The 18,479-nt window shown below is 42.8% G+C and carries 14 protein-coding genes; 2 read left to right on the forward strand and 12 right to left on the reverse strand.

Annotated elements, in window-relative coordinates; all coding sequences use genetic code 11:
• Nucleotides 1-295: 295 nt before the first annotated feature.
• From FN809_RS08230 to FN809_RS08250, 5 genes are all read right to left on the reverse strand, one after another.
• A complete protein-coding gene (locus FN809_RS08230; protein ID WP_142533019.1) occupies nucleotides 296-2,713 on the reverse strand; it encodes an ABC transporter permease in 2,418 nt (805 codons plus the stop codon).
• 218 nt (nucleotides 2,714-2,931) lie between these two features.
• On the reverse strand, nucleotides 2,932-5,328 hold the full coding sequence (locus FN809_RS08235) for an ABC transporter permease (RefSeq protein WP_185957499.1): 2,397 nt from the start codon (nucleotides 5,326-5,328) through the stop codon (nucleotides 2,932-2,934).
• Nucleotides 5,329-5,528: 200 nt separating this feature from the next.
• On the reverse strand, nucleotides 5,529-6,230 hold the full coding sequence (locus tag FN809_RS08240; RefSeq protein WP_142533021.1) for an ABC transporter ATP-binding protein: 702 nt from the start codon (nucleotides 6,228-6,230) through the stop codon (nucleotides 5,529-5,531).
• Between the two features lie 216 nt (nucleotides 6,231-6,446).
• The gene (locus FN809_RS08245) at nucleotides 6,447-7,697 is read right to left on the reverse strand and encodes an efflux RND transporter periplasmic adaptor subunit (RefSeq protein WP_142533022.1); all 1,251 of its coding nucleotides are present in this window, start codon (nucleotides 7,695-7,697) and stop codon (nucleotides 6,447-6,449) included.
• A 217-nt stretch (nucleotides 7,698-7,914) separates the two neighbouring features.
• On the reverse strand, nucleotides 7,915-9,246 hold the full coding sequence (locus FN809_RS08250; RefSeq protein WP_142533023.1) for a TolC family protein: 1,332 nt from the start codon (nucleotides 9,244-9,246) through the stop codon (nucleotides 7,915-7,917).
• A 417-nt stretch (nucleotides 9,247-9,663) separates the two neighbouring features.
• On the opposite strand from FN809_RS08250, the gene FN809_RS08255 reads away from it, so the two are divergent.
• Nucleotides 9,664-11,028 (forward strand): sigma-54-dependent transcriptional regulator, encoded by a 1,365-nt coding sequence (locus tag FN809_RS08255; RefSeq protein ID WP_221929388.1) that lies wholly within the window; start codon nucleotides 9,664-9,666, stop codon nucleotides 11,026-11,028.
• A 150-nt stretch (nucleotides 11,029-11,178) separates the two neighbouring features.
• The gene (locus FN809_RS08260; protein WP_142533025.1) at nucleotides 11,179-12,549 is read left to right on the forward strand and encodes a sensor histidine kinase; all 1,371 of its coding nucleotides are present in this window, start codon (nucleotides 11,179-11,181) and stop codon (nucleotides 12,547-12,549) included.
• 69 nt (nucleotides 12,550-12,618) lie between these two features.
• Here the strand turns inward: FN809_RS08260 and FN809_RS08265 are convergent, their stop codons facing one another.
• The 7 genes from FN809_RS08265 to FN809_RS08295 form a co-directional block, all read right to left on the reverse strand.
• Entirely contained in the window at nucleotides 12,619-13,170 is a 552-nt protein-coding gene (locus FN809_RS08265) for a DUF4924 family protein (RefSeq protein WP_142533026.1), read from the reverse strand.
• 61 nt (nucleotides 13,171-13,231) lie between these two features.
• Nucleotides 13,232-13,624: an RNA-binding S4 domain-containing protein gene (locus FN809_RS08270; protein ID WP_142533027.1), complete on the reverse strand. Its 393-nt coding sequence runs from the start codon at nucleotides 13,622-13,624 to the stop codon at nucleotides 13,232-13,234.
• Between the two features lie 4 nt (nucleotides 13,625-13,628).
• Nucleotides 13,629-14,192: an aminoacyl-tRNA hydrolase gene (pth, locus tag FN809_RS08275; protein ID WP_142533028.1), complete on the reverse strand. Its 564-nt coding sequence runs from the start codon at nucleotides 14,190-14,192 to the stop codon at nucleotides 13,629-13,631.
• A 139-nt stretch (nucleotides 14,193-14,331) separates the two neighbouring features.
• Nucleotides 14,332-14,919: a 50S ribosomal protein L25/general stress protein Ctc gene (locus FN809_RS08280; RefSeq protein WP_142533029.1), complete on the reverse strand. Its 588-nt coding sequence runs from the start codon at nucleotides 14,917-14,919 to the stop codon at nucleotides 14,332-14,334.
• Nucleotides 14,920-15,018: 99 nt separating this feature from the next.
• Nucleotides 15,019-15,957: a ribose-phosphate pyrophosphokinase gene (locus tag FN809_RS08285; RefSeq protein ID WP_142533030.1), complete on the reverse strand. Its 939-nt coding sequence runs from the start codon at nucleotides 15,955-15,957 to the stop codon at nucleotides 15,019-15,021.
• Nucleotides 15,958-16,049: 92 nt separating this feature from the next.
• Nucleotides 16,050-16,646, reverse strand: a complete 597-nt coding sequence (gene yihA, locus FN809_RS08290; protein WP_142533031.1) for a ribosome biogenesis GTP-binding protein YihA/YsxC — start codon at nucleotides 16,644-16,646, stop codon at nucleotides 16,050-16,052.
• A gap of 40 nt (nucleotides 16,647-16,686) precedes the next feature.
• Entirely contained in the window at nucleotides 16,687-18,411 is a 1,725-nt protein-coding gene (locus FN809_RS08295) for a S41 family peptidase (protein ID WP_142533032.1), read from the reverse strand.
• Nucleotides 18,412-18,479: the final 68 nt, after the last annotated feature.

The raw sequence follows: 18,479 nt of genomic DNA on the forward strand, positions 1-18,479 counted from the left end.
TTATTCCTTAGAAATATTAAAAAAAGCCTAAACTATTACAATAAAAAAGTAAAGGGAAGCCCGGAAATTCAAAAACTTTCTGAAGCCATAGCGTTGTAATATTAAAACATTTTTAGGTTTTTAAACCTTGTTAGCGGTGCATCCCGTCGCCAAACTTGTAAGTTTTGGCTATTCCTCATTCTCGGAGATCCCGAGGGACAAATTCATCCCTCAACGCCTCCATCCCGATTGTTTTTTCTGTGTCCCGAAAGTTATCGGGCTTGCGAAAAACACATCGGGATTTCGGCACTTCTCGTTACTCATATCGCAGCGCCTCCACCGGGTTCCTCGTTGCTGCGCGCCAACTGTGCCACAAAACTGTAAGCATGGCAACGCTAAGCGTTGCTGCACCTCCGGCCAAATAAACCCACAGGCTTATGTTGGTGGAGAAAGCGTAGTTCTGCAACCAGTTTTTCATGACCATAAACGAAATCGGGGTTGCAATTAGCAATGCGATAAGAATCAGTCGAATAATTTCTTTGGAAAAGAGATAAATGATGTTACCCGATTGGGCACCAAGAACCTTGCGGATACCAACTTCCTTCGTTTTTTTGGATGCAGTAAAAGCAGCTAAGGCCCATAAACCCAGGCCGGAGATGAAAAAAGCCAAGGCAGTAAAAACACCGACGATTCGACCAAATCGATTGTCATTTTTGTACTGCGCATCAAAAAAGCTATCAAGGAAAAAATAATCAAAACTAGCTTCAGGAAAATAGGAATCCCAGCTACGCTTAATTTGTTGTAAAATCGCATCATAATCAGTGCTCGCTACTTTTATGGCGATATATCTGGGGCCGACCCATCCAAGCCGATCATTTTGTATAAACATAACAGGCGTGTACGGATTACTAAGCCCCCGTTGGTGCCAGTTTTTTACAACTCCAATAATCGTTACCGGATCAGACTCTCCCTCCAGCATTACTTTTTTACCAATAGCCGTGGCGGCATCCGGGATTCCCAGGGTGCTTAATGCAGCTTCGTTTACCAGCATTTTTTCGCGTTCGTTGCCAAAACCTTTCTGAAAAGTACGACCGGCCAATATTTTGATGTCGAAGGTTTCAATAAAACGATCGTCAACCGGCAACATCTCGAACAAACTTCTTTGATCGGCACCTTTGCCCTGAATCTGGTTGGATGCAAACGTTGCGATTTCCATTCCGGGTACAGCTCCAGCTATCGTTACTGAACTAATTCGTTTTTCCATTTGCAGCTTTTCGGCTAACATGTCCACCTTATTTTTTAAATCGGAGCGACTCACAGGGTATTTTAAAATGATGGTTTGATTAATGTCCACACCTAAATCCTGCTCCTGCATAAATTTTACTTGTTGATAGATGATAAATGTACCGCAAATCAGGAATAAGGAAGCAGCAAACTGAAAAACAACCAGCACCCGCCGGGTAATTCCTGCTGAACCTGAATTTACATAATTACGCTTTAGAATAATGGATGGTTTTACCCGGGTCATTATAAATGCAGGATAAAATCCGGAAAGCAGTATCCCAAACACCATAATTACAATGGCCGATATCCAGAACTTGGGTTCATCGAGAATATAAAGACCAATGTTTTCGCCCAGCATATGATCGAATACCGGCTTTAGTGTGAAAACAAGAATGATCGCTGCTGCGATGGCTATTAAATTTACAAGTAAGGACTCAATAAGATACTGAATAATCAACTGGTAACGGTAAGCCCCTACAACTTTCCTTACTCCAACATCCTTGGCACGTTCCATTGCTCGTGCAGTGGTAAGGTTGATGTAGTTGATCCAAGCGGTGAGAAGAATTACGATAGCAATTATTATTAGTGTGATCAACGATTTTCTGTTGCCTTTTATTTCCTTTTCGTATTGCTTTTGCGGGTTAAGATATATTTTGCCAAGGGGGGTCAGGGTAATTGCCCATTTTTTACTTTTAAGCGCATCCGCAGTTTTGTACTTTTCGGCCAATGCAGGAAACTGCGCTTCAACCTCTTTGGGATTTTTACCCGGGGCTAAGAGCAGATAAGTATAGGCTTCGTGCATATACCAAAATTCCCGTAGCCATTGAGGCAGGGTTTCATACGAAATTAGGTAGTTAAACCGTATGTGTGAATTGGGCGGAAAATCTTCGAGAATACCGGTCACTTCAAAATCAGAAAAACTTGTTCCCGTGGCAAAGGTCAATAGTTTTCCAATGGGATTTTCGTTTGTAAAAAATTGCTTGGCTACTGCTTCAGTAATTACTACAGTATTTGGTCGTTTCAGTTGATCGTTATAGGCACCTTCTTTTAGTTTATAATCGAAGATTGTAAAAAATGAAGGATCGGCATATCCAATCCCTGTTTCGCGACTCCGTTTTTCTTGATATGAAACAACCTGCTCCGTATTATGAACCCCAATGCGAACAAAATCCTCTACTCCAGTTATTTCTTTACTGATGGCACTGCCATACCCAAATGAGCTTGTTCCCCAGTTGTCGGTTAATTGATTACCATTATAAAACTGACTTTCGACCCGATAAATGCGGTCCTTTTTTTGGTGCATTTTATCAAAGCTAAACTCGAAGCTCACATAGTTGATAATTACCACAGAAACTGCGAGTCCTACCGATAAACCGATTATGTTGATTAGTGAGAAAAGTTTGTTCTTTGCCTGATCTCGCAGCGCTATTTTGATGTAATACTTTAGCATTTTATATCTATTTTTATAGTCAACACTTTCTGTGTCAGTAGTAATGTTTACTTAATAATTGATTTCAATTTTTCAACTATAATCTTGGCCATATCTTTAAAAATTCGGTTAATTAGTTCATCCTTCCTATCGGGATTCTGACATTTTAGATCAGCACTTCCCCATCCGTAATTCTGCCACACCCTGGCTCCTCCCCATTTGGGGAGGCCGGGAGGGGCTTATTCATACCGCAGCGCCTCCACCGGATTTCTCGTTGCGGCCCGCCAACTTTGCCAACTCACCGTTATCAACGCCACCCCCAGAGCCAGCAAACCTGCCAGCACAAAAATCCACCAGCTCAATTCCGTTTTGTAGGCAAAGTTCTGTAGCCAGCGGTGCATGGCGTACCAAGCGATGGGCGTGGCGATAACAAAGGCGATGGCCACCCATTTTACAAAGTCGCGGTTGAGCAAAAGCAGTATTTCGCTTATGGTGGCGCCGTTTACTTTGCGGATGCCTATTTCTTTGGTGCGCTTGCGGGTATCGTAAAGTGCGATAGCGAATAATCCGCTTGCAGATATCAGAAAGGTAATGACCGTAAACAAGATGTAAATCTCACTCAAACGTTTTTCTTTCTGATACAGGGCTTCAATCTCGTCGGATAAAAGAGAATAATGGACGGGTTCGCCCGGATTAAATTTCTCGAACAAATCCCGAATAAATGCGATTCCCCTTTCTTCCGACCCCGATTCTATCTCAATTAAATAGTCTGCATCCCTATCTTCAAAATAAAACATAACCAAGGGCTGAGGGGATACAGAAAGGTGCTCGGAATTAAAATCTTTTACCACGCCAATGATTTCAAAGCCAGCATCGCTTCCTTTATCGTGCGATGACCAGTATTTGTTGAGCATCCTCGTTTTTGTAATATCCTCGATACCCCAGAATTTTTTAGCGGCTTGATTAATTATTACCTGCTTCCCTCTTGATTTGTCACGGCCTTTTTCAAAGAACCGTCCTTCAGCAATTGATAATCCAAACAAGCTGAGATAATGTGGCGTAACGGACAGTCCATTTTGTGTTGAATAGTCCTTTTGGTTATGGTTAGTTTTCCAAGGCATCTCAAACGGATTTATTGGCGACTGGCCTTGGGAGAAATTTTTAATGAAGCTTTGATTGGCAAGCGCATCGTTCACGTACTGATAATTGCTTTTCGCCTTTTTCACTAATATTTCCCATTCCTCTTCCGATTCTGTGCGGTGCAAATCCCTTAAAAGTTTAATGCGCACAATGTTGCTTGATGTAAACCCCAAATCCTTGTTTAGCATTAAATCGAGTTGTTTAACAACCACAATGGATGCGATAAGTAAAATAAAGGAAAGGGCAAATTGAAGTGTCGCCGAAACTTTTCGGCCAGCCAGCTTTGTATCTGAAAACACTTGATTTTTTAGGTTGTTGCTGATGGGTATCCTCAAAAAAACATAAGTGGGATAAATAAGCGCAACAGACACCAATACAAAGAGAATGGAAAGGTTGACAATGAATATTTCCCATATCCGGGGTGAGAGCTTTACCCCTGTAAAGTTGTTGAACATGGGTAAAACCCATAAGAATGCGGCAGTTATCAGTAGTGCCGAAAATAATATGAGTATAATAAATTCGGTAATTTTTTGATAAAAAACATGCTTCGTTTCTGCTCCCGAAATCCGGTTTATGCCTATGTTTTTTATGGACGAGTTGATGTTTATGATTTGTAGGTTGGAGAAATTGAGCAGAGATATAAAAAAAACCATACCCATGATTACAAATAAGATATAGACACTTTTTTTATCGCCCGTTCTTGAAAAAATAAACTTTCTGCTTACCTCATCTCCATCAAAATAAATATCATTGAACGGAATAAGCCCGGTGATGCTATTTTTAAACTGGGGATGGCTGTGACCAATGTCCTTAATTTTCTCTGAGAACTGGACTGGATTAAAACCTTTTTTCGCCAAAATAAAATCGGCACCCGAACGAAAAAAACCATCGTTCTGGGTAGGCAAAATAAAATCGAAGGTAATAGAGCTATTGGCTGGAGGTGTTTTCACAATCCCTTTAATGGTAAAGGTTTTCTCTATATAATAATCAATGGTAATGAATTTCCCCATCGGATTTTCGCTCCCAAAAATCTTTTGCGCCAATTTGTCCGTTATGATCATTGCCGCCGGATCACTCAATATCCCATCTTTACGGCCTGCCATTAATTCGAAATCAAACACAGTAAAAAATGAACTATCGGCAATCAATCCTTCGGGCAAATATATTTTTTCGTCAACGATAAATTTTATTTCCCCCTCTTCATATTTCTGAATATGAACTAAGTTTTCTAACTCTGGATGCTTTTTATAATTGAAATCAAAAAATAGGCTGGCACTATTTAACACCGCTTGGCTTTCAGGCGATGCTTGAGTGGTGATTAAATAGATATCTTTCTCCCGTTTATGGAAATTGTCCATGGTAAGCTCGTTGTGCACATAAGCAAAGAGCAAGGAAATACACAAGGCACATAGGGAAGCGGTAAAAATACTGCCGCCAAATATCAATTTATTTGATTTAAAATTTCTGAAAGATTGTCTTAAATAGTGCTTTAGCATATTGTATGGTGTTTGGTCCCCCTCTAATCCCCCCGAATGGGGGGAGGCGATGAGCAGCATTTAAAAAATAGTTAGTTAAATATTATAACGTTCTTTTGTTTTTTACATTTACCATCCAAAACCTTCTATATTTTACCAAGCTGCAAATCCTCCACATCCTGGCACCTCCCCATTGGGGGAGGCCGGGAGGGGCTTACTTTTCACATCATCGCCAAGTCCCCTATCTCTTTCTTCATTTGCTCGGTAAGCACCATGCCGTCGAATAGGTTGATGATACGGTGCGCATAATCGGAATCGTGCAGCGAGTGCGTTACCATTACAATGGTGGTCCCTTCGCGGTTGAGTTCGGTGAGCAGGTTCATCACTTCCTTGCCATTTTTACTGTCCAGATTACCCGTGGGCTCATCGGCCAGTATGAGCTTGGGGTTGGCCACCACGGCACGGGCAATGGCCACCCTCTGCTGCTGTCCGCCCGATAGCTGTTGCGGAAAGTGCTTGCGCCGATGGCTTATCTTCATGCGCTCCAGCACTTTTTCTACCATGGCTTTTCGTTCACGGGCTTTTATCTTTAGGTAGATAAGCGGCAGCTCCACGTTCTCGAACACGTTAAGCTCATCGATAAGGTTAAAGCTCTGGAACACAAAACCGATATTGCCTTTGCGAATCTGGGTGCGGTTTTTCTCCTTCATGTTACCGACCTCGGCACCGTCAAAGAAATACCTGCCCGCGGTCGGATTGTCCAACAGACCGATGACATTGAGTAAAGTTGATTTGCCACAACCCGAAGGCCCCATGATGGCCATAAACTCACCCCGTTCAACGTGGATGTTTACCTTGTTCAACGCACTCGTTTCAATCTCTTCGGTGCGGAATACTTTTGTTAGATTTTCTGTTTTTATCATATAGCCCCCTCTAACTCCCCCAAAGGGGGAGGATTGCCCCCCTCACTCCCCCCGATTGGGGGGTAGTGATGAGCAGCATTTAAATTAGTTAAATATAAAATTAATCATTCTCATTTCTTTTTTTAATTCACCCATGCAAAACCTCTCAAATATAACCAAGCTGCAAATTCCCCACGTCTTGGCACCTCCCCATTTTGGGGAGGATGGGAGGGGCTTTTACCTCAAAACTATCTTATCATTATCCCCAAATAAATCGTAGCTCGAAGTAATCACTTTTTCGCCGGGATTCAGGCCTTCGAGTATTTCGTAATACCTGGGGTTTTGCTTTCCTATTTTAATGTTTCGTTTGATGGCTTCCGTTTCGTTTTCGTTGAGCACATACACCCATTGTCCGCCGGTGCTCTGGAAAAAACCGCCCCGGGGCAGTAGGATGCTTTGTTCGGGCTGTCCCAATTGCAATTTTATATGATAGGTTTGCCCGGTGCGGATGTTGGAGGGGCGTTCCCCGGTAAAAACCAGATCTACCTTAAACTGACCGCTGCGGACTTCGGGGTACACTTTTTTAATGCTCAAGCCAAAGTCCGTATCGTTCCTTTGAAAGGATGCCAGCAATTTCCGTCGCACGCGGTCGATATAATGCTCGTCTATCTGGGCCGTAATTTTAAAGTCGGTAAGCACATGCACCAGTCCCAGCCGCTGGCCGCGCGATATGGATTGACCTATTTCGGCATCCAGCAAGCCCAGCTGACCATCAACGGGTGCCTTTACATACAAGTTGTCCAGGCGTTTACGGGCCATCTGCAAACTTAGGCGCGTATTGCTCAGGCTCTCGTCCATGCTTCTTTTTTGGTTGTTCCGGAAAATAGAATCTTGAATCAATTTTTGTATGGTCAGCTCCTGTTCTTTTAAAGCCAAATCATATTCTTCTTTGGCCTGTATGTAATTTTCTTTGGCAATCAGCTCTTCGTTGAACAATCGTTGGTACTGACTGTATTTTCGTTTGGCCCTGGTCACCTGAAGGTCCATTTGCAGCTTCTGCCGTTTGTTTTGTATCTGTTGTTGTTCCATCTGTATTTGGGTATTCCGCATCTCATTGGCATGGTAGGCCAGTTGCGATTCGCTGTTCATGATGGACGTGTTCAAATCATTGTTGCGCAGCTTCAGGATGACATCCCCCTTTTTAAGCATCTCGCCCTCCTCAATATAAATATCCTCCACTTTGCCCCCTTCTTCAACATCGAGATAAATGGTGGAAATGGGCTCAACCTGCCCGGGCACGGTGATGTAATCGTTGAACTGTGCAAGCGCAACACTACTAACGGTAAGTTTGTCGCGCTCCGTGCGATATACAGATTGATGCGTGCCCATGCTTACCTTGAGCACCAGCCCTATAAGAAGAAATGCGCCCGCAGCCCATAAAATGTGCTTTTTCTGTATCCCTTTTTTCTTTTCTATTGGTTTGTCCATATATAAAGAAGCCCCCCTCTAATCCCCCCGAATGGGGGGAGGCTAAGAGCCGCATTTAATTAGTTAGTTAATAATTCATATATATTCATTTCTTTGAAAAATATTATAACCCTCAAAAAACCCTCATATTTCAATTCTTCTGCGTCATGGCACCTCCCCTTTGGGGAGGATGGGAGGGGCTTTTTTCTCCTCCCCATTGGGGGAGGTTAGGAGGGGCTTATTTCCAAAACCTTTCCCCTTTATAAAAATCTATCATCCTGCTTTTTATCTCGTACTGAATACCTGCCAACAGCAATTCGCTTTTTGAGTCGGCCAGTTGTTCTTTTACCGTCAGCAGCTCAATGATGTTGATGAGGCCTTCGGCATATTTTTTCAGGGCCACTTCGTAGGCCATCTCGTTGGCTGTCAACTTCTTTTGTATTTGATTACATTTTGCCCGTAATGCCCTTAATTCACGGGTGTTGTTGGCCACCTCGTAATACAATTGTTGCTTTTGCCGGTCGTAATTATTTTGGGCCTGCTCCTTATTGATGATGGCTTGCTTTACCTTTGTGCGTTGTTGGTTCCGACCAAAAATAGGTATAGAAAGCGATGCCCCGATATATTTGCTCATATTCTTGTCTATCTGATCTTTGAGCGGCACTATATTGCCAGTATTACCTATGTCGGTTTCGTAATATCCCGATCCCATCGAAGCGTTTAAGCTAAGCGATGGCAGGTTCTGCCCCTTTGTAATGGCCACATTTTTTTCGGCTGCCAGCCTATCGGCTTCACTTTTTTTAAGCAGGGGCGATACCACTGCAAACTCAAAAAATAAGGAATCGCTTACCGGGTCTATATTTTCGTTAACGTTGGGCGTATGATGATTTATCTCAAAACCATTGCCTTGTTCAATTTTATAATTCATCTTTTCCCAAAGGTTATACTTTAGCTCTTCCACCCTGTTTTGGGCCAGCAAAAATTCCAGTCTTTCTTTTTCGAGCGAAGCCTGCATTTGCAGCAGGTCCGATTTAGCCTGTAAGCCTATCTCTACTTGTGCCTGTGTTTTCTTTAGATTGTAATTCGATATCTCAATCTGATCCTTTGCTATTTGCACCATGCCCGTATAAAACACGATATCGTAATAGGATTCCAGGATCGCAAAGGCCAAATCATCCTCGTGGTTGATTCGATCCAACTCGGCCGCCCGTAAACGGAACCTGGCATAAGCCATGCGGTTTAATCGGCTAAAACCCTCAAACAGAACCAAATTGGCACCTATCCTCCCGCTGGCACTAAAATGCTCGGTATTAGTATAATCGTTATTTTGGTCCACGCTTTTGCCATAGCTCATGCCCCCGCCGCTTGAGGCCGAAACGGAAGGCAGCAAATCAAATTTAGACTGGGCCGCCGTTAATTTTTCCCTTTTTACATTGAGTTGATAATTACGATGCGCGGTATTGTTTTCCAGCGCATAGCGGATACACCTGTTCACGGTCCAGGTTTCCTGCGCCTTTGCGGGAAGCACAAAAAACAGTATGTAAAACATATGGATAATCAGTTTATTCACGGGTTTATTTATTGTATTCGATAAGTACACTACTAAGGCAGTGCCAAAGATGTAAACCTCTTATTATGTGGGCTTAGTGATGTTGGAGTAAATAAGCAGTGTCAATAATTTTTACGGTGATGTGTAAATATATTTTACACATTATTGCAGATGAGGTAATGTTGATTTACATTTGATATGATAAAACCAATCCCCATCCCTTCGCCTTAGGCGAAGTACTTCCCCTTTTTTTTGAGAAAAAGGGGAAGAGCCGACTTCGTGAGGGATATCGTATGAATTTAACTTATACACCATGCGGGCTCTTCCCCCTCCCATTTTCTTGAAGGGGGGGGAAGTACCGCACCAGAGGTGTGGGGATGGGGGTCAATGTGAAAGCTTTTTATTTTCTTACATGGAAAAACTCAAAACGCACGAATCATGAAAGCAAACATATTAATAGTTGACGACAATAAAAGCGTATTGAGTGCGCTGGATATTCTGTTGGCACCGCAATTCGATCACGTCAAATGTTTCTCCTCGCCCAATCAAATTGTTACGGAGCTTAGACAAAGGGATTATCAGTTGGTATTGCTGGACATGAATTTTAAAACGGGCGCCAATACCGGTAACGAGGGAATATTCTGGCTCAACGAGATAAAGGAAAGATCGCCCAGCACCTCCGTTGTGCTGATAACCGCCTATGGCGATGTAGAGTTGGCCGTGAAAGCTCTGAAGCTGGGCGCTACGGATTTTATTTTAAAGCCATGGGACAATGCCAAGCTCCTGGCCACCATTCAATCGGCCATACAGTTAAGCTTTTCGCGCAACGAGGTGAGCGATTTAAAGCAAAAGGAGAAAGCACTGAAACAGGCATTCAATCCAAAAGATAAATATATGATAGGCTCGTCGCCGGAGTTGATGGCCGTTTTAAAAATGGTGCAAAAAGTAGCCAAAACGGATACCAACGTACTGATTACGGGGGAGAACGGGACGGGCAAGGAATTGGTGGCGCGGGAGATACACCGTTTGTCGAAACGAAATAAGGAGATGTTGGTGTCGGTGGATATGGGCGCCGTTACCGAAACGCTTTTCGAGAGCGAGCTGTTTGGCCATGTGAAGGGGGCTTTTACCGATGCCAGGGAGTCGCGCCCCGGCAAGTTTGAGATAGCGCATAAAGGCACACTTTTTTTGGATGAGATAGGCAACCTTTCTTTTCATCTGCAAGCCAAGCTCTTGGCGGCACTTCAAAACAGGCAGGTGACCCGCATCGGCGCCAACCAACCAATGCCCATCGATATACGGCTGATAACGGCCACCAACAAGGATTTGGAGAGAATGGTGGGGGAGGAGCTTTTTAGGGAAGATTTGCTGTACCGTATCAATACCATACATATTGAAGTGCCGCCGCTGCGCGTAAGGGGCAACGACATATTGGTATTGGCAGAATTTTTTCTGAAAAAGTATGCTCATAAATACGATAAGCCCGTTCCAAAGTTAAATCAGCAGGCCCAGGAGATGCTGCTCAAATACCAATGGCCCGGTAATATCCGCGAACTGGAACATGCCATCGAAAAGGCCATCATCCTGAGCGATACCAAAGTATTAAAACCGGATGACTTTTATTTGAGGCCTGCCAAGGTGGGCAAAGGGGGTGCGGCATCCTTAAAAATTGAGGACATGGAGCAAAAACTCATTGGCAAAGCCCTGGAAGCCCATCCCGGAAATATTACCGCAGCGGCGGCAGAACTGGGCATTACACGGCAGACCTTGTACAACAAAATGAAAAAATACGAGTTTTTATGAAAATACCTTACCTTGCTAACCATCTGACTAAGAAAACACTTAACAAGCTATCCGATTTTTCTAAAAATACTGTTTATCAGTTTTTTGAAAAATCTAACCTCTAATCTCTATCTTCTAACCTCTAGTCTCTATCCTCTAACACGCTAGTTCATGATCAAGTCCTTTTATCTTCAGCTGATAAGTCGTATTATGCTCATCGTAACACTTTCGGTGGTAAGCACGGTTTGCTTTTTAAGCGATTTTCATTTTGTCTATGGTGCGGCCTGCTCCATCGTTATGCTAATCGTTATCTTTCGTTTCATTAAATTTTTGAATACGGTAAACGAGCAAATCAGTTTCTTTTTCGAGAGCATCCTAAACGAAGATTTCAATTCGGTATATGCGCTAAAACGGAAAAGTAAAATCCTGGATAAGCTAAACGAAAATCTGGACAAGGTAAACCGTAAAATGCAGGACGCCCTGATGGCCAACGCCCGTCAGGAACAATATTTTAAGGCTTTGATAGAGCACGTGGGGACGGGCATTATTACCTGCAACAAGGACGGCTTTGTGATTGATGCCAATGCGGGCTTTAAACAGTTGGTGGGGCTGGAGCAACTCACGCACACCAAGCAATTGCAAAAGGTGGACAGCAAATTGATGGAAGCCGTTAACTCCATACGCCACAAGGAACAAAAGATAGTGGGTGTAAATAATGAAAGACAGGGCGACACTGTCCGGCTTTTGCTCAAGGCAGCAGCTTTTAATACGGGCGCTCAAAACCTGATGCTTATATCGGCTCAGAATATCGACAAAGAACTGGACGAAAATGAGCTGGACTCATGGATGAAACTTATCCGGGTGCTCACCCACGAAATAATGAATTCCATTGCGCCCATCACCTCCTTGTCCGAAACCATAGCCTCGCTTTACAGTAAGGAGGGCAAGGCAGTTTTGGCCAAAGATATCGATGATCGTACCATTGAAACCACCATTCGCGGGCTCAATGTTATCCGGGAGCAGGGCAAGGGGCTGATAAACTTTGTGGAATCGTACCGCTCGCTGATGCGTTTGCCAAAGCCTAAAAAGGAGCGCGTTAAGCTGTATTCTTTCCTCGAAAAACAATGTGCCATCAATCAGGCTAAAGAAATAAACATGCAATTGCTTTGTGCAGATGAGGACAGAAATCTATCTGTTTGTGCCGATAAGGAGCAGCTTGGGCAGGTGCTGGCCAACCTGATAAAAAATGCCATTTATGCTTTGAAGGGAAGCCAAAATCCGGAAATTACAATCGGCTTTGGTACAAACCAGAAAAACCGGGTGGAGATATCGGTTAAAGATAACGGGCCGGGTATCGACCCCGACTTATTGGAAGAGATATTCATCCCCTTTTTTACCACCAAGGAAACCGGGAGCGGCATCGGCCTAAGCCTGTCGCGCCAGATAATGCGTCTGCACGGTGGTTGGCTAAAAGCACAATCGGTTATGGGCAAGGAAAGTGTTTTTACAATGGTATTGCCAAAGGAGGGTACCGCGGTGTAGCGCGCTATCGGCAACATATATTTGCCCTGTGAATAAATCCTATGGTTAAGCTGTTTTACCAAAACCACTTTACTCCTTATTTTTCGTTTCCTCGGCTTTTTGTTCCTCATGGTATTTGGCTGCTAAAAGTGCCAGGTACGAGCTAAATGCTTTGATGGCCTCTTCGGTGCCTTTTGATATTTCCTTTTGTTGAAGGGTGAGTAAGAATTTACTGTAGATACCGGTGAGGCAAAGCTCAATTTCGTTGCTGAGCTTTTTACCTGTTTTTTGATCAAACTCATTAATAAAAGGGAGGGTGGCACCGTAAACGTGATGATAGGCGATTTCTTTTTTATTGGCAATTAATTCCAGATGTAGGCGATGCAAATCGTTAACCAGGTTAGTGATTACCTGCAAGTGGCCTTTTTCTTTAATCTGCTCCAGGGTCATCATTTCTATCAAATTATCGTACCATGCTATGGTTTCGTGCAGCACCTCGCCGCTCATGTTATACTGCGGAATAACATTTTTTTTAATGGCTTCCATATCGAACTGGTATGCCCTTATCAAATCTTCTACCTGCCACATGTAAAGTATGTATTCAACTATATTGCTGTGGCGTTTCTCTTTGGCTACAATCATTTTAATCGCTTATAGGTGCTGTTAACAGTTGGTTATTTATCCGGATATTGAAAAGTTAAAACTAAAAATCCCAGTCGTCCGATTCTTGTATTTTATCCAAGTCGCGGCGGTCTTTTTTTGTAGGGCGTCCCAATCCTTTTCGGCGTCCCATGGCGTTGGCCAGGCGTGTCAACTCCAATGTTTCGAGCTGTTCTTCGCTTGTTACCTCCTGCATAAAGTCGGGTACCAGTTTGGCTCCCATCCTTTTGCCTGAAACAGCCAACACTTTAAATGAGCGTGTTATAGGCGGAATTTTTACATCAATAGTAATACCCTCCTTTACCATTCGTGAGGTTTTTACGGGAAGACCGTCAATAAGTACCCGTCCTTTCTTTATGGCTTCGGCAGCCAGGCTCCTTGTTTTAAACACCCTGATAGCCCATAAATATTTATCAATACGTACGCTTTCGTCCATAACACTATTTTTTGTTGTATTGACTCATGGTAGCAGCGGGTCCAATAGTAACAAATCCTTTTATCATTGCAATGGCCGAATCAATGGCCTGAGGTAAGGCCGCCAGCTCGCTTTCGTCCCACTTTCCTAACACGTAGTCAATCTGTTTTCCGCGACTAAAATTGTTGCCTATGCCAAAACGTATTCTACTATAATTGTTATGGCCAAAAACTTCTTGTATATTTTTAAGCCCATTATGTCCTGCATCACTACCTTTTTGGCGCATTCGGAGGGAGGCAAGCGGTAAGGCCAGGTCATCCACCACCACTAAAAGGTTTTCAGGATTTATTTTCTCTTGCTGCATCCAATACCTGATGGCCTTTCCGCTAAGGTTCATATAGGTACTTGGCTTGAGCAGAATGAGCGTGCGGCCTTTAAACTTATACTGAGTTACTGCGCCATATCGCAGGTTATCAAATTCCAGTTTCTCTTGTTTGGCCAATTCGTCTAATACATCAAAACCTATGTTGTGGCGGGTGTTCCGATATTCGGAACCAATATTGCCTAAGCCCACTATCAAATACTTCATCGGATCAATTTTGGAAGCTTTTCTCCGCTTGAATAATTTTTTAAAAATCATATTGTAACAAATGTTTATAAGGCAAATGTAACAATAAAAAAACCTCCATACTTCAACAATATGGAGGTTAAAAATATGTTTATATGCCTTACTTGGCTTCTTCTTCTCCTTCGCCTGTTTGCGCGGCACGGGCAGCTCTTGTAAGCTTAACAGTGGCCACAACTGAATTTTTAGCGTTTAGCAACTCCAGTTTGTCGAACGACAAAGCACCTACCTGAACGGAATCGCCCAGCTTAAGATGGCTAATGTTTATATCCAGGGTATCAGGTAAGTTTACGGGTAGAGCTTTTACTCGTAACTTGCGTTGCTCCAGTGATAATCTACCACCAGCTTTCACACCTTCGGCCAGACCTTCGAGCACAACAGGGATTTCGATAACAACAGGTTTGTCGTCGAAAATATGTAACAGGTCAACGTGAAGGATACGATCACTTACAGGATGGTATTGAATATCCTGAAGAATGGCTTCGTGCTTATCGCCATCAATATTTAAGCTAATGATATATACACTGGGCGTATAAATAAGTGGCTTTAATAGTTTTTCATCAATTACAAAGTGTTTAACCTCTTTGCCCCCGTATAATACACCGGGTACTTTTCCTTCTCTGCGAAGTTCTTTGGTTGCTTTTTTGCCAATAACCTGGCGCTTAGAACCGTTTAATTCAATTTTTTTCATCTTTTTAATTTTTTGTGCTACTCAAAATAAATCACTGGTAATGAACAGGTTTACTCCCCATCACACTTTTTTGCCAAAGGCGGCGCAAAGATAGATAAATTATATTAGAAATTGATTGCTAATGGATTTATAATAGTAAACTTTTTCGATAGTATCGGCCAAAAGCTCAGCAATAGATAATACTTTTATTTTTTCCGATTCTTGTTTTAAAGGAATAGAGTCTGTAACAAATACCTCCTCTAACGATGAGTTGGCTATGGTTTGGTAGGCTGCACCTGACAGTACAGGATGTGTTGTAAATGCCCTAACACTAATAGCTCCGGAATCTTTCATCATATCAGCAGCCTTGGTCAGGGTACCGGCCGTATCAATCATATCGTCTAATATAATTACATTTTTATCCTTCACATCACCTATAATGGTCATGTCGTCTACCACATTAGCTTTAATCCTTGATTTATGACAAATAACCATGGGTACCCCTAAAAACTTGGCGTAGGTATTGGCTCTTTTGCTACCTCCCACATCGGGCGACGCCACCACAAGATTATCTAAATTCATATTTTTTATATGAGGCAGAAATATCGATGAGGCATACAGGTGATCTACCGGCAGATTAAAGAATCCTTGAATTTGGTCTGCGTGCAAATCCATCGTTATAAGGCGGTCTATACCGGCAGCTGTAAGCATATCGGCGGCCAGCTTAGCTCCAACGGATACGCGTGGCTGATCTTTGCGATCCTGACGTGCCAAACCAAAATATGGGATTACGGCCACTATTTTATAGGCCGATGCTCTTTTAGCGGCATCAACCATCATCAGCAATTCCAACAGGTTATCGGCAGGTGGAAAAGTAGATTGAATTAAAAAGACATGCGAACCGCGAATCGTTTCCTGAAAAGCTACGGCAAATTCGCCATCGCTAAAATTTAACTTTTTAATTTTTCCAAGATCTCTTCCGGAGTAGTTACTAATTTTTTGGGTGAGGTAACGGGACGAGGATCCCGAGAAAATTTTAATCGGCGCTTTTGGTGGCATCGCAAATAGTTGTTTAGCTGTTTGTTATTTCTAAGACGCTGCAAAGATAAAAATTCGTAACTTATTTTAGGAAGGAAAACAAATTAATTAATTTACCATTGCTGACTAACCTGATCAATAAAGTGTAGTATTTCATCTCGTCCCTCGCCTTTTTTGGCCGATGTAACAAATATCTGCGGTAACTCCTCCCATTCTTCCAACAAAGCTTTTTTATAATTAGCTATGTTAATTTCCTTTTCTGATGCCTTGAGTTTGTCTAACTTGGTAAGGACGATAACGAAAGGAATTCCCCATTCGCCCATTTGCCGCATAAACTCCAGGTCGGCATTTTGTGGTTTGTGTCGGCTGTCTACCAACACAAATAAGCACATCAAGTTAGATCGATGGCGCAGGTAGTTCTCAATGAGTAACTTAAATGATTTTCGCTGTGTTTTGGATACTTTGGCATAACCATAGCCCGGCAAATCGACCAAGTACCAGGTATCGTTAATCGTAAAATGGTTAATTAATTGTGTTTTTCCGGGGGTAGAAGAGGTTTTGGCAAGTGCAGATTTATTGCATATCATGTTAATGAGCGATGACTTGCCCACATTGGAGCGGCCTATAAACGCGTACTCCGGCCTGTCGGGGTCGGGGCACTGCGTGGGTACTGAACTGGATGTGAGGAATTCGGCCTTTTTTATATCCATTTTTTAAAAAAGTATGTCCGTAAGGTTAAAATTAATCATGTTAATTCGTAGCTTTTACGTTTCTTTTGTCGCCGGCGTGGCTAAGTACCGTTCCGTTTAAAATGCCGTTGTATGCTGCAGAATCCTCCACAATGGCTATGGCCTTTTCCACTTCCTGGTCATCCTGAAGGGCAAATTTGATGGCTCCTTTTTGATGGTAATACCTTTTAACTATTTCGCTACCCAACAGTTTACTTACCTCTTTTCGGAAGATATTTAAATCTTTTTGCACGTCAAGGGTCAACATCTTTTCCAACTGCTCGAATTCCGTTTTCGATTTTTTATAGTAATCTTCGCGTTGGGCAACCTCTTTAAGTTTTTTGAGGGCGTCCTGTGTGGCCGACTCGTACTTAAAATCTTTTTGAGTGGCTACATATTGTTTAAATTTTTCGTACACCTCATCTGATATCTCAAAGTTTTCCGGGGCATTGATTTTATCATTTTCCAACACAAACCGGGTGGCATATTCAAACATCGTATTTTGTGCCACCAATGCGTACGAGATGTTCCCGTATTTTTTGTTTTCCATTATAATATCAGGCGAAACACCCCCACCGTCGAACACGGAGCGTCCACCTGCTGTTTTGAACTCTGTAATCAGGGAATCGGGAATAAGGCCTACGCTTCCATCTTCGTTACGGTGTGTATAGTCCAATGCCTGTATGCATCGTCCACTGGGAATATAATACTTGGCCGTAGTAACTTTTAGCTTGGCGTTATACGATAGCGGACGGGTAGTTTGTACCAGCCCTTTGCCGAAGGAGCGCTGCCCAATCAATACAGCTCTGTCCATGTCTTGTAAACTTCCGCCCACAATTTCGGAGGCCGATGCCGAGCCCCTGTTAATTAATACTACCAAAGGACTAATGGTGTCCAAGGGTTCGGAGGTGGCACGATATACCTTGTCCCACTGGCTTACTTTACCACGGGTAGAAACCACTTCGCTACCTTTTTTTACAAAGAGGTTAACAATTTTAACCGCTTCATCCATTAGGCCACCCGGGTTCCCACGCAAGTCCAGCACAAAGCGTTCTGCTCCACTGTTTTCTTTTAGGTCGGTGAGGGCTTTACTCACTTCTTTGGCACAATTTTGCGTAAAGTTGTTGAGCATAATCAAGCCCGTTTTATCTGAAATCATACCATAGTAAGGAACCGGATTAATGGATATTTTTTTGCGGATGAGTTCAATGTTAATGGGTTTATTTGTGCCCGGTCTTTCAATTTTTAGCTTGAGCGGTGTGTTGGGTGGTCCCTTTAAAAGGTCACTCACCTCAGAAGTGGGCATGCCCACAACACGTACCGCATTTATCTCTAGCAGTTTATCTCCGGCTTTTAAGCCGGCTAAATGTGCAGGAAATCCTTCGTACGGTTCGGCGATAACCACATAATCGCCCTGTCGGGATATTAAGGAGCCCATGCCTCCGTACTCGCCGGTGGTCATAAACTTGAAATCCTCCATATCGTCCTCGGGGATATAGGTGGTGTAGGGGTCCAGCGATTCCAGCATTTCGTCGATACTGGTTTTAATTAGCTTTTCGGGATTTGTTTCGTCTACATAATAGCTATTGAGTTCGCGGAAAAGCGTGTAGTAGATATCGAGATTTTTAACAATGGAAAAATTACGCTTGTCGTTATTAGCAAAGCCAACTAAACTACCACCAACCACCAAAACAATGAGCGACCCAACGATCCACTTTATTCGGCTTTGTTTTTTAAATATGTTCATGTGTTTATTAAAATTAGTATCAAAGTTTATTCCGCCTTAGTGGGAATATGATTACAAAGTATAAAGAT

The sequence above is a fragment of the Saccharicrinis carchari genome (genome assembly GCF_900182605.1).
GTDB classification, from domain to species: Bacteria; Bacteroidota; Bacteroidia; order Bacteroidales; family Marinilabiliaceae; genus Saccharicrinis; species Saccharicrinis carchari.

Coding starts and splice junctions, on each gene's coding strand:
- FN809_RS08230 (WP_142533019.1), bottom strand. CDS start 2,713: ATGCTAAAGTATTACATCAAAATAGCGCTGCGAGATCAGGCAAAGAAC.
- FN809_RS08235 (WP_185957499.1), bottom strand. CDS start 5,328: ATGCTAAAGCACTATTTAAGACAATCTTTCAGAAATTTTAAATCAAAT.
- FN809_RS08240 (WP_142533021.1), bottom strand. CDS start 6,230: ATGATAAAAACAGAAAATCTAACAAAAGTATTCCGCACCGAAGAGATT.
- FN809_RS08245 (WP_142533022.1), bottom strand. CDS start 7,697: ATGGACAAACCAATAGAAAAGAAAAAAGGGATACAGAAAAAGCACATT.
- FN809_RS08255 (WP_221929388.1), top strand. CDS start 9,664: ATGAAAGCAAACATATTAATAGTTGACGACAATAAAAGCGTATTGAGT.
- FN809_RS08260 (WP_142533025.1), top strand. CDS start 11,179: ATGATCAAGTCCTTTTATCTTCAGCTGATAAGTCGTATTATGCTCATC.
- FN809_RS08265 (WP_142533026.1), bottom strand. CDS start 13,170: ATGATTGTAGCCAAAGAGAAACGCCACAGCAATATAGTTGAATACATA.
- FN809_RS08270 (WP_142533027.1), bottom strand. CDS start 13,624: ATGGACGAAAGCGTACGTATTGATAAATATTTATGGGCTATCAGGGTG.
- pth (WP_142533028.1), bottom strand. CDS start 14,192: ATGAAGTATTTGATAGTGGGCTTAGGCAATATTGGTTCCGAATATCGG.
- FN809_RS08280 (WP_142533029.1), bottom strand. CDS start 14,919: ATGAAAAAAATTGAATTAAACGGTTCTAAGCGCCAGGTTATTGGCAAA.
- FN809_RS08285 (WP_142533030.1), bottom strand. CDS start 15,957: ATGCCACCAAAAGCGCCGATTAAAATTTTCTCGGGATCCTCGTCCCGT.
- yihA (WP_142533031.1), bottom strand. CDS start 16,646: ATGGATATAAAAAAGGCCGAATTCCTCACATCCAGTTCAGTACCCACG.
- FN809_RS08295 (WP_142533032.1), bottom strand. CDS start 18,411: ATGAACATATTTAAAAAACAAAGCCGAATAAAGTGGATCGTTGGGTCG.